At 67.8% G+C, this 13,989-nt stretch carries 10 protein-coding genes; 6 read left to right on the forward strand and 4 right to left on the reverse strand.

Annotation, left to right across the window (positions count from 1 at the left end; genetic code table 11):
- Positions 1-105 precede the first annotated feature (105 nt).
- Entirely contained in the window at positions 106-3,900 is a 3,795-nt protein-coding gene (locus VX037_RS23715; RefSeq protein ID WP_442903639.1) for an nSTAND1 domain-containing NTPase, read from the reverse strand.
- Between the two features lie 381 nt (positions 3,901-4,281).
- On the opposite strand from VX037_RS23715, the gene VX037_RS05775 reads away from it, so the two are divergent.
- From VX037_RS05775 to VX037_RS05795, 5 genes are all read left to right on the forward strand, one after another.
- Positions 4,282-4,680 (forward strand): RidA family protein, encoded by a 399-nt coding sequence (locus VX037_RS05775; RefSeq protein WP_266060384.1) that lies wholly within the window; start codon positions 4,282-4,284, stop codon positions 4,678-4,680.
- Entirely contained in the window at positions 4,677-5,864 is a 1,188-nt protein-coding gene (locus VX037_RS05780) for a winged helix DNA-binding domain-containing protein (protein WP_328713538.1), read from the forward strand. Before VX037_RS05775 ends, VX037_RS05780 begins: the two co-directional genes overlap by 4 nt.
- A gap of 104 nt (positions 5,865-5,968) precedes the next feature.
- Positions 5,969-6,694, forward strand: a complete 726-nt coding sequence (locus VX037_RS05785) for a response regulator transcription factor (protein WP_287015429.1) — start codon at positions 5,969-5,971, stop codon at positions 6,692-6,694.
- A complete protein-coding gene (locus tag VX037_RS05790) occupies positions 6,691-8,178 on the forward strand; it encodes a sensor histidine kinase (RefSeq protein WP_287015430.1) in 1,488 nt (495 codons plus the stop codon). Before VX037_RS05785 ends, VX037_RS05790 begins: the two co-directional genes overlap by 4 nt.
- Before the next feature lie 58 nt (positions 8,179-8,236).
- The gene (locus VX037_RS05795; RefSeq protein WP_235723984.1) at positions 8,237-8,914 is read left to right on the forward strand and encodes a DUF899 domain-containing protein; all 678 of its coding nucleotides are present in this window, start codon (positions 8,237-8,239) and stop codon (positions 8,912-8,914) included.
- Positions 8,915-8,917: 3 nt separating this feature from the next.
- On the opposite strand, the gene VX037_RS05800 is transcribed toward VX037_RS05795, so the two are convergent.
- Both VX037_RS05800 and VX037_RS05805 read right to left on the reverse strand, forming a co-directional pair.
- Complete coding sequence (locus VX037_RS05800; protein ID WP_266060386.1) at positions 8,918-9,757, reverse strand: hypothetical protein; 840 nt, start codon at positions 9,755-9,757, stop codon at positions 8,918-8,920.
- Positions 9,758-10,136: 379 nt separating this feature from the next.
- Entirely contained in the window at positions 10,137-11,240 is a 1,104-nt protein-coding gene (locus VX037_RS05805; protein WP_442903640.1) for a DNA adenine methylase, read from the reverse strand.
- An 80-nt stretch (positions 11,241-11,320) separates the two neighbouring features.
- On the opposite strand from VX037_RS05805, the gene VX037_RS05810 reads away from it, so the two are divergent.
- Positions 11,321-11,749 (forward strand): HIT family protein, encoded by a 429-nt coding sequence (locus tag VX037_RS05810; RefSeq protein WP_235723986.1) that lies wholly within the window; start codon positions 11,321-11,323, stop codon positions 11,747-11,749.
- A gap of 58 nt (positions 11,750-11,807) precedes the next feature.
- Here the strand turns inward: VX037_RS05810 and VX037_RS05815 are convergent, their stop codons facing one another.
- On the reverse strand, positions 11,808-13,901 hold the full coding sequence (locus VX037_RS05815) for a RecQ family ATP-dependent DNA helicase (RefSeq protein WP_266060388.1): 2,094 nt from the start codon (positions 13,899-13,901) through the stop codon (positions 11,808-11,810).
- Positions 13,902-13,989 lie beyond the last annotated feature (88 nt).

Raw genomic sequence — 13,989 nt, forward strand, 5'->3', positions numbered from 1 at the left:
GTCGCAGATACGCCTGCGGCGGGTTCCGTCGTCTGTGGACCGTGACGGCGACGATCGCGCGGGCCCAATCGGCTGGCGCGTGACCCGAGGCCGCTCGCGCGGCGATCAGCTATGGCATTCGTCGGCGATGTCGGTGTGCGGCAGATACAGTTCGCGCTGCGACTCGGTCAGGTGCGGTGTGCTGTCGCAGATCCACCGGTTGGCGGTGGCGAGGTCGGTGGTCTGCAGGTGGATGCTCCCGGTGACGTCACCGGCGGTGATGATGGTGTCGTCGCTGTACATGTGATCGGGGAACTGCCACTTCGTGGTGGTGTCGGTGGTGGTGATCAACGGGACGATTGACTGCTGGGCGCCGAGTCGGCCGCGATCGAACACGAAGGTGGTGAGGTGATGCGTCGCGGTGCCCACCACCAGCCGGGTCGGTGTCAGCGACAACGTTGCCGCGTGGATGTTGGGTCTGCGATCGATCTCCTCGGCACCGCCGTGCTCGACGTCCCAGGTGGAGAGGTCACGTGCGGCGATGATCAGTGCCGTGCCGTCGCGGCTGAACACCGCCCGCGCCGCCGGGCTGGTGTCGGTGACGACGGCGCTCGGCGCGCGCCGGTCGCCGTCGAGGTCGTAGACGTAGGTGCGTTTGTCGTCGGAGGTCACTGCCAGCCGTCGGCCGTCGGGGCTGAACGCGACACTGCGGATGAGGTCTTCGGGCCCGGTCAGTGGGGCGCCGACGGCCCTCGGTTGCCGGGGATCGCCGACGTCCCAGAGTTGCACGGTGGTGTCGGTGGTGCCGGTGGCGAGAAGGTCGGCTTCTGGGGAGAAGGCGATCGCATTGGTGTATCGCGTCGACACCCGCAGATCGGCGGTGCGACGCGGATCGGCGTGGTCGGCGATATCCCACAGCTGCACCAGCCCACCGTTGTTGTTCGCCGTAGCGGCCAACGTGCCGTCAGCGTTCACACTGACCGACGGGTGATCGTTGACCCGCCGCTGGATCGGAGTGCGTGACTGCCGGGCCCATCCCTCCGGGCTGGTGGACCACACGTTGAGGGTGGTGTCGGTGCCGACCGTGGTGAGCACCGTGCCGTCGGCGTTGTTCGCCAGGCCGGTGACGGTGCCGCCACGATCGGGGATGACGCCGGTGGGCAGATGCCACAGGTCGATGGCGCCGTCGGAGCGCCCGACCACCATGCTCGACCCGTCCGGGCTGAAGATGCTGGAGAACGTCCGGACCGAGCCCTGTTCCGGCGTGCCCTGCATGCTGGCCGACTGCAATGTCCATTGCGTCACCGGCATCGCCGGGTCGATGGTGTTCCACACCGTCACCCGCCCGTCGGCGCGGGCCGAGGCGAGTTGATCGCCGTCGTCGTCGAAGGTGATCGACCAGGAACCGGCGGTGGTGTTGGGCAGTGAGGTCGTCACCGGGGTGGGACGCGAAGGCGTCGCGACATTCCACAGCTGGGCGTTGGGGCTGTCGCCGGTGACCGCGAGGGTGCGGCTGTCGGGACTGAACGCGACGGCGTGGGTGATGCTGGGAAAACCGGTGATCGGCGGGGCTGCGGGCACCGGTCGGTCACCGTCTGAGGTGTCGAACAGTCGCACCACCTTGTCGTCGCCACCGGTCGCCAACAGTCGACCGTCCGGGCTGTAGGCTACGGTGCGTGCGGCCGCGGAATGGGCGGCCAGCATGGCCGTCTCGCGTACCGCCCCGGACGCGTCGACGGCGACGATGGTGACCGTGCCGTCGTCTGACGACGCGGCGAGGTGGCGCCCATCCGGCGCGAAGCGCACCATGTAGACGGTTCCGTGCCCGGGACTGACCGAGACCTGTTGGCGTGGCGCCGACGGTTCGCTGATGTCCCACACGCGGACGGTGCCGTCACCACTGCCGGTCGCCAGCAGGGCTTGGCTGGGGTGGAAGGCCACCGAGGTCAGATAGTTGCCGTAGCCGCCCAGCGTCGACACCGTCCGATACGAGCCGTCGGCGGTACGTTGCCACAGCCGGGCGGTGCGGTCGCCGCTGGCGGACGCGAACATCGTGCTGTCGGCGGAGAACCGGACGTCGTACACCGGACCGGAGTGCCCGGTCAGCGGCTCCGACAGCGGACTGGTGGACGCGCCCAACACGCGTTGGCTGATGGTCGGGTCGTCGGGATAGAGATCGAGCGCCACCAGCAGCAGGCGCGCCGCCATCGACGGATTGGTCTGCTGCAGGCTGTCGATGTGCGACAACAGCGCGGCCCGTTCGGCGTTGTTGCGCTGCTGGGTGAGGTCGTGGGCCTGACGTAGGACGATGGCCGCGGTGATCGTCGACACCACGGCCAGCACCACCACCACCGTGATCGACAGCACCCGGATCAGTCGTCGTCGGCGCTGCTGGGTGAACGCGGCGTCGAGGAATGCCTCGTTCTCGGCGGAGAGCAGATGCTGGTAGGTGCGGCGCAGCGCGGCGCGATGTCGGCGGGCATCGTCCAGGCGCGATCCGGTGTAGAGGAATGAGCGGCTGCGATCGGTGTCGAGCCACGCGGTGGTGTCGGTGTCGAGTTGCTGTCGCCACTGGTGGATGCCGGAGTCGGCGGCGATCCATTCGGCCAGCCGGGGCCATGCCGTCAGGACCACGTCGTGGACCAGCATCACCGAGTCCGACGTCACGATCAGCAGACGGGCCTGCGCGAAGATGTCGATGACCGCGGAGATGCGGGCCGGGAACCGGTCGGCGATGGTGTCGGTGTGCAGCGGCACGCGCAGCGCCGCACCGCCCGGGCCCACATGCACCAGCGCCAGCAGCAGTGCGCGGGCCAGGTTGCGGTCGTCGGGTTCCACCGCCGACCAGGCGGCTTCGGCGGTGTCGGCGACGGCACGCGCGATGCCGCCGGTGGCGCGATACCCCGAGATCGTCATTCGGTTACCCGACCGGCGTGTCCAGGTCGCCGCCAGCACGTGGGCCAGCAGCGGGAGTCGGCCGGCCCGGTCGCCCACGGTGGACGCCGCATGCAGGTCGCTGATCAGCACGTCGGCGAGGCCCGACTCGATCCGCCCGCCGGCCAGCCGGACCGGACCGGTGATGACCTCGCGCAACTGGGCGCCGGTCATCTCCGACACGATCACACAGCGGGTTTGCCAGGCCTGCGCGAGGAACCCGAACTCCACGCATTGGCCGAAGAAGTCGGCACGCACGCCCAGCACGACCACCGAGTCCTGCGACAGCTCCTCGACCGCGCGCATCGTCTCGACCAGCACGGTCGGCGGCAGCGCGAACACATCCTCGAACTGATCGAGCACGATCACCTCGGGGAGCCGACGCGACGACCCGCTGTCCGCCGGCTCGGGCTCGGCATGTGTGCCGGGGTAGGCCGTGGGTAGCTGCAGTCCGGTCGCGGTGATCACGGCCCGGCGGGGGGCCCGCACGCGGCGGTCGCGCGCCAGGCCGGCGTCGAGCAGGGAAGACTTTCCGGAGCCCGACACACCGGCCACGATGATCAGTCGGGGACCGGTCGGGGCGTCGGCGGCCTCCACGATGGTGTCGACGAGCGTCGAGATCAGATCGTCGCGGCCGAAGAACACGGCGCTGTCGGCGGCGGTGACCGTCGCGAGCCCGGCGTACGGGCGGGCCACCGCGGAAGTGGTCGGTCGCGCGAGGTCGGGCTCGTCCGCCTCGGTCAGGTGCTTGTCCCAGAGGTCCTTCCACTGCGGCAGGCTCAACACCTCGTCCTGCCCATCGGCCACCGCGCGCGCCGTCAGCCACAGCAGCAGCGGTTCGACGGTCGCGAAATCCCGCGGCAAGTGGCGCCCGTTACGCCAGTCACTGATCCGTTGCGCCGACACCGTCGAGCGTGCCGCAGCAGCCCGCAGTGTCGGCCGGCCCGCCTGCACGAACAGGCGCGCCAACGCACTACCGAAGTCCACTCACCATCACCGAAAATCCCCCGACCGACACTCTCCGGAACATCATGCGCCCAACGTCGCCCGGATCGCCATTCCAGTGAGGCCGAACACCTCGGGTGAATGACCCACGCCAGGGGGTTTCGCGTCGCCGGATCCCCTCCGGTGTCCGGTCCGGAATGTGCGTTTACGCCCTGAACAGCGACGATGTCGAGTCCCGGCGCCGGTCGCTGGCCTGGCGGCGGCGATCGGGGTGAACTGACATCAGCGCGTGAGACCGCCATCGAACGCGCGACTGCAGCCGTTGCCCGACGCGCGGTGGCGCGACGGACGCCGTCAGGTCGGGGGTGCGGGTCGTGCAACGGCTGCAGTCGACCTCTCGAGCGTCGACGTAGGATCGCGGGCATGGCCCGTCTCCGTCTGAACGGTTCGTCCACGCTCCCGGCCGCCGGCTTCGCCTACAGCGCGACAGTCACCGCGGGACCGCTGATCTTCACCGCGGGCATCAGCCCGCTCGACGCGGCCGGCGCGATCGTCCCGCCAGGCGATGTGGTCGGCCAGACGCGGACCTGTCTGGCGAACCTGCGCTCCGTGCTCGACGATCAGGGTGCCTCGATGGCTGACATCGCGAAGCTGACGATCTACGTCGCCGAGCAGTTGCAGGCAGATCTGGTGGTCGCCTGGGACGAGATCGTCGCCGAGTTCGGCACCCCGGTACCGCCGGCGATGATGATGGGCGTCACCGTCCTCGCCTACGACGACCAGCTCGTCGAGATCGAAGCGATCGCCGCACCCGCGGCATGACGACCCGACCCGTCGTCGACGACGCCGAACGCCGCCGACGACTGATCCGACGTCATCACCTCGACCGAACCGACCCCACCGCGGCGCTGACCGAGATGGTCGACGACCTCGTCGGACTGCACGCCACCACACCGTCGACGGTCTACCTGTCGGCGTGGGCGCGGCTTCCCGGGTTCGATCCCGAGACGATGGACCGCGCGCTGTACGCCGATCGGACTCTCGTCAAACAACTCGCCATGCGCCGGACGTTGTTCGTGTTCGGACACACCGTGCTCGCCGAGGCGATCGGTGCGGTCGGCCCCCGCGTGACCGCGTCCGAGCGCACCAACATGCTCCGCGACCTGCGTCGCAGCCCCGACTTCGACGACCCGGACGCCTGGATCGACGCGGCGCGGGCCGCGGTGGCCACCGACCTCGCCGACGGCTGCGCGCGGACCTCCACCGAACTGCGTCGCCGCAACCCGGTCCTCGACGGCCACGTGGTCTACGGCGAGGGCAAGTCGTGGGGTGGTCGCGTCGCGATGGGACCGCGCGTGCTGAACATGATGAGCGCGGCCGGGGAGATCGTGCGCGGACCCAACTCGGCGACCTGGACGTTGTCGCGGCCGTCGTGGGTGGCGATGGAACGTTGGCTGGGCCACGAACTCCCGGAGGTGTCGGCGGCCGACGGTCACCGCGCCATGGTGCGCCGCTGGTTGCGAGCATTCGGACCGGGCACCGAGACCGATATCGTCTGGTGGTTGGGCAGCACCAAACGTGTCGTGCGTACCGCGCTGGCCGACCTCGACGCGGTCGAGGTCGACCTCGACGGCGGCGCCGTCGGCTACCTGTTGCCCGACGACCTGCCCGACGGTGCCGACGATGCGCCGCCACCGCAGGCCCATCTGCTGCCCGAACTCGACCCCACCACGATGGGCTGGAAGGAGCGTGGTTTCTACCTCGGCCCACATGCCGAGCACGTCTTCGACCGCAACGGCAACGGCGGGCAGACGGCCTGGTGGGACGGGCGGATCGTCGGCGGTTGGCGTCAGAACAAGGACGACGGACACATCGAGTTACACCCGTTCGAGAAACTGCCGGCGGTGGCGATGCGCGCGCTGACCGAGCAGGCCGAGGCGCTGGCGGGGTGGTTGGGGGAGGTTCGGCCCACCCCGGGCTACCCTGCGCCGTTCATGCGTGGCTGAGCCCGCGGCCTGGTCGACATCCGGCATCAGGGCTGGTGAGCATTCACAGAGTTCTCCCAGGAACCGTCCAGATCCATGGCAGGCTGGTCGGCGAGAGTGATGGCATGAGCGAATCTGTGAACGGTCCGGCAGGCGGCCAGGGCGCCAAGGTACTCGTCGTCGACGACGAGGAGAACATCCGCGAGCTGCTGTCGGTGTCGCTCAAGTTCCAGGGCTATGAGGTTTCGACCGCCGAGAACGGGCCGTCGGCGCTCGACCGCTGCCGCACCTTCAAACCCGATGTATTGATTCTCGACGTGATGATGCCGGGGATGGACGGTTTCGGGCTGCTGCGCCGGCTGCGCGCCGACGGCATCGACGCCCCGGTGCTGTTCCTGTCCGCCCGCGATTCGGTGGAGGACAAGATCAACGGACTGACCATCGGCGGCGACGACTACGTGACCAAACCGTTCTCGCTCGAGGAGGTCGTCGCCCGGCTGCAGGTGTTGCTGCGTCGCAGCGGTTTCGACGAGCAGGCCAAGGAGTCGGCCCGCATCACATTCGCCGACATCGAACTCGATGACGAGACGCATGAGGTGTGGAAGGCGGGCAACTTGGTGGCGCTCTCACCCACCGAATTCACCCTGTTGCGCTATTTCATGGTCAACGCCGGAACCGTGTTGTCGAAGCCCCGCATCCTCGACCACGTGTGGAATTACGACTTCGGTGGCGAGGTCAATGTGGTCGAGTCCTACGTCTCCTATCTGCGCCGCAAACTCGACACCGGCGACAAGCGCCTGATCCACACCTTGCGCGGCGTCGGCTATGTGATGCGAGAGCCCCGCGGGTGACCTCCCCACCTGCCACCGCCCCGACCGGACACGCACCGGAGCCGGCCCGCAAGCGCGGGCTGCCGCTGCGGCTGTCTTTGGTCGGCCTGACCCTGGTCCTGGTGGTGCTGGGCCTGTTCGCGTCAGGCATCGCGGTGACCTCAGCGATGAAACAGGACCTGCTCTCACGGACCGACGAAGGTCTGACGTCATCGGTGGAGACCTGGGCCAAGCCGCGCGACCCGGTCAGTTTCACCCCGGGACCGCCGTTGGGGCCGCGTCGCCCGCCGTCGCAGTTCTATTCGATGATCGTCACCAGCGACGGCAACACCATCGTCAACAACGACTTCTCGTCGCAACCCGATCTGGGGTCGCTTCCCGAGGGCAGCGCCGGACCGATGACCGTCGATTCGGCCGACGGCGACGGCCCGCAGTGGCGGGTGATCAAGGACGAGACGCCCTACGGTGTGTCGATCGTGGCCACCCCGCTCAGCGATGTCCACGCCACGCTGACGCGGCTGATGTGGCTGCAGTTGGGCATCGGTGCGTTGGTCGTGCTGGCGATCGGTGTGCTCAGCTATCTGCTGGTGCGGTCGAGTCTGCGGCCGCTGCGTCGGGTTGAGGAGACCGCCCACGCGATCGCGGCGGGCAACCTCAACATGCGGGTGCCGCCGGCCCCGCCCAACACCGAAGTCGGCAGTCTGTCGGAGTCGCTGAACACAATGCTCGGCCAGATCCAGCGGGCATTTGCACGAACAGCCGCCTCTGAACAGCAGGCTCGCTCATCCGAAGAACAGGCACGCACCTCGGAGGAGAAGATGCGCCGGTTCATTGCCGACGCCAGCCACGAGCTGCGTACACCGTTGACCTCGATCAAGGGGTTCGCGGAGTTGTACAAGCAGGGCGCAGTGCCCGACGCCGCCGATGCGATGGGCCGGATCGACGCCGAGGCCGGCCGGATGGGTCTGCTGGTGGAGGACCTGCTGATGTTGGCTCGCCTCGACGCCCACCGCCCCGTCGACAACCGCCCGGTCGATCTGCTGGCCGTCGTCGCCGACGCGGTGCACGGTGCTGCGGCGGCCGCCCCGCACCGTGAGATCCACGTCGAGATAGGTACCACCGGTGAGCCGCCCGTGGTGACCGGCGACGCGCCGCGGTTGCTGCAAGTGCTGCGGAACCTGATCAACAATGCCATCGCGCACACACCCGACGACGCGTCGATCACCGTGGGCATCGACGTCGACACGACCGCCGAGAACGATGACGTGGTGATGACCGTGGCCGACACCGGGCAAGGTCTGACCCCCGAGGAGGCCGCGCATGTGTTCGAGCGGTTCTACCGGGGCGACTCGTCGCGTCATCGCGGCGACCGTGGCGGCGGCAGCGGGCTGGGGTTGTCCATTGTTTCGGCACTGGTGGACGCGCACGGCGGTACCGTCGGGGTGGACTCGACACCAGGGCAGGGATCGCGGTTCTGGGTGCGATTGCCGCGTCGGATCGACTAGACCGATGAGTTTCGTCGCCCGGCACGGTCAGTAGTGGGACAGCGAAAGGGGATCACTCATGTCCGCACAGATGCCGCCGGTCGTCGACGAACAGTCCTGGCGAACCGCCCTCGCCGAACTCCGGGCCCGGGAGAAGGCCGCCACCCGCGAACTCGACGCGATCGCCGCGCAGCGACGCCGCTTACCGATGGTCGAGATGCCCGATTACACACTGATCGGACCCGACGGGCCGATCTCGTTGGTTGACGTCTTCGACGGCCGCGCCCAGCTGATCGTCTACAACCACATGTGGAGCGACGGCGCAGAATTCCAGTGCGGCGGCTGCACGAGCTTCACCGCACAGTTCACCCGGCTCGACTTCCTGGCGAACTATGACGCGCGGTTCGTCATCGTCACCAACGGGCCGATCGAGGAAGCCCTCGCCTACAAGGCACGCGTCGGCAATCAGATGGAGTGGTACTCGTCGTCGGAGAGCTCATTCGGCGCCGACGTCGACGCCGGGCCGGGTGAGGGATTCGGCGTCAACGTTTTCCTCCGTGACGGCGACACCGTCTACCGCACCTGGCACACGAATGGTCGCGGCACCGAGCAGCTCTCGCACACCTTCCCACTGATCGACGCCCTGCCCTACGGGCGGCGCGAGGAATGGCAGGATTCCCCCGACGGTTGGCCGCGCACCCCGACGTATTCGGGCTGGCTGGATTCGCCGGACATCGCTCGGCTCTACGGCGAATAGCAGTCAGATCAGTCGGCGCAGCGTCGCGAACTCGCGGACGTCCTCCCGGAACCGGTCCAGGCTGACCAATGTGTACATGCCGTCGATCTGCCGGTCGGCCCACAGTTGGTGGATACGCCGTAGATCGGATTGCCTTGATTTCCAGCCGATTCCGTCGATCACCGCGAGGACGAGTTGTCGCGGCAGCCGCACCTCGGCCATCTCCTCGATCTCACGGACCGCGTCGGTGAGTTTGCTGCCGGTGGAGTCGAAACCCTTGGCGGCCACCACGATGTCGGCGGTGTCGGGATCGCCGATGATCAGATCGGCCGGGGCGGTGCGGCCGTTGCGGCCGGTGAAGCGCGACCGCGTGGTGTAGTCGAGTCCGAGATCCTGTGCGATGGACTCGATCTCGTCCTCGATGCGGCGTCCGGAAGCGCCGGCCCGGGTGGCGGTCACCCGACTGCCGGCACGGGCGACCAGGATGTCGGCAAAAGTGTACGTACGTTCCAGTTGGGTGCGCAGCATCCGGACCAGGTCGAACTCGGTGTCGAGCCAGGTGACCAGATCCACCGGCTGAGTGCGCGCGACGCCGTGCCATCCGGTGGTGCCGAACCGGTCACGCAACACATTCTTCAGCTTCTCCTGGGAGAGACCGACCGCCAGCCCGAGAACCGGGACGTCGGCGGGATGATCGCGGACCCAGGCCGCGAGCCCGGCGACGTCGGTGTCGAGGAGCTCACCCAGGCTGCCCGTGGCCGTGGTGATCCGCTCGGCCTCCGGCGTCGATGCGGTCGGGTCGACGTGAGAGGTCAAGCGGCCCAGCGTCTTCAGGTAGTCGTCGAAGTCTCCTGCGTCACTCATCCGACGCTGCTTCCGCTGGTCGTGTAGCCCGTGAGGTACGAGGGGGTGTGGTGTTCGCTGGTCGAGTAGCCCGCGAGGAACGAGCGGGCGTGGTTTCTGCTGGTCGAGTAGCCCGCGAGGAACGAGCGGGCGTATCGAGACCAGGTTGCGTGGTCTCGATACGCGGGCTCGCCCTGGGGGGCTCGCTCGCTACTCGACCACCGATGGAGGTGGCTTTCTTCGCTGGTCGAGTAGTCCGTGAGGTACGAGGGGGTGTGGTGTTCGCTGGTCGAGTAGCCCGCGAGGAACGAGCGGGCGTGGTTTCTGCTGGTCGAGTAGCCCGCGAGGAACGAGCGGGCGTATCGAGACCAGATGCAGCTACCGAGAACGTCATCACCGCTCAGTCGCGACCGATGAAAAGGTACTCACTCACGTCCCGCCGGGTGGCGGCGACGTGCGTGCCGAAACTGTACTTGTGGTCGATCGCGATCACCTCCACGGACGGCTTGACCTTACCCAGCAGATCGACGATCCGGTCGGCGCCGGGCAGCGCGTTGGACGAGTAGGAGAGCACGATCGCCCCGGCCTGTTCGAAATGCTCGAAGGTGCGCACCAGTGCGTCCTCGATCGAATGCTTGTAAGCAAACGGTGTGTAGCGCTTGGTGAGCTTCTTGGTCTTGGTGTGCTCCATGATCGTCATACCCTGCCAATACGCGCTGAGGCCTTCGAGGAAGTGGTAGCGCTTGATGTAATCGTTGTCGTCGGTCGGCGGCGCGTACGGCGGATCGAGATAGACGAGGTCCGGTGGGGCGTCGAGCGCCGACAGATCGAGATCGAAGATGTCGCTGCTCACGCTGCGGTTGGACCGCCCGTTGCTGAACACGGTGGCGTTGTACTCGGCGGCCGACCGCGTGCGGAAATGGTCGCGCAACGACATCCGCAGGTCACGGCGGCCGTCGGCATAGCGCGACGAATCGGTGAAGGTGAACACCCCACGCGGTTGTTTACGGGCCGCCGACAACACAAGCGCCGAAATGGCCAGGTCGCGGCGGTAACCGCGCAACCGGTCGATGTGTGACCAGGCCGAGTCCAGGAATGCGCGGTCCTCAGCGTCGAAGTACAGGCCGTCGAAGGTGGTCTGGATGAAATCCCGATCGTCGGCGGGCGGACCACAGATCTCGTCGATGAGGTCCGACTCCAGTCGCACGCTGGAGTTGGCGACCGTGGCCCGGGTGATGATGTGCGGGAAGGTGAGGAAGTCGTTGCTCAGCACCTGAAAACCCTGCGCCTTCAACAGGTACGACACGACGCCCGAACCGGAGAACGCGTCGACGGCGGTGCTGCCGCCGATCTCTGCGAAGGTGCGTTCCAGGTGCGGTAGGAGCCGAAACTTCGAACCCATGTACCGCAACCGCGGGAACCGCTGGGCGTGCTCGACCACGTCGGTCGAGGCAACGGTGTGGACCCGGGACGGTCCGCCGCGGGTGAACTCTGGTCGACTCACACGAAAAGAATGTCATGGACCTCCGACAGGTCGCCGACAACACGTCGGGCGGCACCGGGCTCGCAGCTACAGTGATCCCCATGGCTTCCGTCTTCACCATGATAATCAACGGAGAACTGCCCGGACGGTTCGTGTGGCGTGACGGCCAGGCCGTCGCCTTCCTCACCATCAACCCGGTGACGCCCGGACATGTGCTCGTCGTGCCCCGCAAAGAGGTAGACCACTGGGAACAGATGGACACCGCCTCCTACACCCACCTCACCGACGTCTCGCAGAAGGTGGGCCGGGCGGTGAAAGAAGCCTTCGGGGCGTCCCGGGTGGGCACGATGATCGCGGGGCTGGAGGTGCCGCACGTGCACATCCACGTGTTCCCGCTGGAGAGCATGGACGCCTTCGACCTGGGCAATGCGCAAAAGGATCCCGACCCCGCCGAACTCGACGACGCGGCCGCCAAGATCCGCGCAGCCCTGCGCTCCACCGGCTACGGCGAGTACGTCGCCGACGCCTGACCCCCGATTTCGTAGTATGAACCGGCGATTTCTGCACGGTTCGTACTACGGATCCGGGTCAGACCGTGCGGTGGATGAGCAGCGGCGACACTGTGGCGGCGCCGGCCTCGCGCAGCGCGGCGGCGGCCAGTGTGATCGGCCAGCCCGACGCGTTCTCGTCGACCACGAGGAGCACGTTCTGACCGGCGACGTCGGGCATGTCACCGAGGTGATCGCGCCAGTAGACGGCCTCGGTGGCGCCGGTCGCGTCGCGACCCGGGGGTTCGCCCATCCGTACCGGGATCGAGAGGCCCGGACGCTTGCCCACCCGACACAGATACTCGGTGACTTGCTCGGCGAGCGTGGTACCGGTCAGCCGCAGCGACGCGATCACATCCGGACGAACGCCGCCTTCGCGCACCCAGGCCGCGAGAGTCGCGACTGCCGCGTCGCCGAGATCGCTCAGCGCGGCGTCGTCACCTCGACGTGCTCCGGCCAGCAACTCGGTCCACTCCGGGGCATCGGCATGCGCCAGCACTCGTCCGGTCTCCGCCGCGAGCGTGGCCGGAATGCGTCCGCGCGTGCCGAACACGCCGCCCGGCCACATCTTGCGTGGCTCGAGCCGCAAAGCCGAACGACGTAGTGCGCCGGTGATCGTCCGCACCGTCTCGGTGGGCACGTCGGCCGACAATGGTTCGGTCAACCGGCCGCGGCACACCGAGCAGCGCCCGCACGGCTGTGCCTCGGGGTCGTCGAGCGACGACGTGAGCAGCTGCATGAGGCATTGCCGCCCGGCTACATAGGAGCGCATGATGTCGGCCTCGCGACGGCGCACCTCGATGACGCCGTCGTAGTGTGCCTGGTCGTAGGTCCATTCGACCCCGGTCGCCTGCCATCCGTCGGGCCCCCGGTCGGTGGCGCCGTCGACGGCCAGTTGCTTGAGCATCAGTTCCACTCGGCCCCTGCGGAATCCGGTGGATGCCTCGAGTTGGGGAACCGACATTGGGCCGTCCGCTGAGTTCAGGGCATCGAGCAGTGCGTGCATCTTGTCGGGTTCGGGGATGGTCGCGGTGGCGAAATGATCCCAGATGGCGTCATCGGTGCGTGATGCCAGCAACATCACCACCGCCTCGTCGAGTGCGCGCCCGGCACGACCGACCTGCTGGTAGTAGGAGACCGGTGACGGTGGTGCGCCCACGTGCACCACGAAACCGAGGTCGGGTTTGTCGTAGCCCATGCCCAGGGCCGAGGTGGCCACCAGTGCCTTGACCTCGTTGCGCAACAACGCATCCTCCAGCTCGTGCCGCCGCTGCGCGTCGAGCTGGCCGGTGTAGGCCGCGACCGGATACTCGGTGCCGTGCACAGCGGTGATGGCGTCGACCAGGCGGTCCGCATCGGCGACGGTGAGGACGTAGACGATGCCCGACCCCGGCAGCTGCGGAAGGTACTCGGCGACCCAGCCGTAGCGTTGGATCGGCGAGAGCGCATCGATCACGTTGAGGTGCAACGATCGTCGTGCCAGTGCGCCCCGCAGCACCAGGGTGTGCGAGCCGAGTTGGGCGGCCACGTCCTCGGTGACCCGGGCGTTGGCGGTTGCGGTGGTCGCCAGCACCGGCGTCTGCGGGTTCAGTGTCTGCAGCACGTCGGAGACGCGACGGTAATCGGGTCGAAAATCGTGACCCCAGTCCGAGATCGCGTGGGCCTCGTCGATCACCAACAGCCCGAGCTGACCGGTGAGCGCGTCGAGCACACGCCGGCCGAACCCGGGATTGGCCAAACGCTCCGGGGACACCAGCAGCACATCGAGATCCCCGCCGCGCAGCTGTGCCTCGATCATCGACCACTCGTCGACATTCGACGAATTCAGGGTCGCCGCCCGTAGCCCGGCCCGCTCGGCCGCAGCGACCTGATCACGCATCAACGACAGCAAGGGCGAGACGATCAGGGTGGGCCCGGCAGACGCGCTGCGCAGGATCGCCGTCGCCGACCAGTACACCGCTGACTTACCCCACCCGGTGGCCTGGACCACCAGCACGCGCGCCGACGGCTCCAGCAGCGCTGCCACCGCCGTGAGCTGATCGTCGCGTAGGCGTGCACCCGGCCCGGCGAGACTCTCGATCACCCGGTCGGCGGCCGTCTGCTGGTCAGGGCGCAGGGATGTGGGGGAGTTCATGACGCCAACCTATCGGTCGTGACCGACACCCGATGGTCGACTCGATCCGTTGTCCACAGACGTCAGGCCCTCACAGGAACCTGACAGC

The organism is Gordonia sp. Z-3 (genome assembly GCF_036233855.1).
GTDB classification, from domain to species: domain Bacteria; phylum Actinomycetota; class Actinomycetes; order Mycobacteriales; family Mycobacteriaceae; genus Gordonia; species Gordonia tangerina.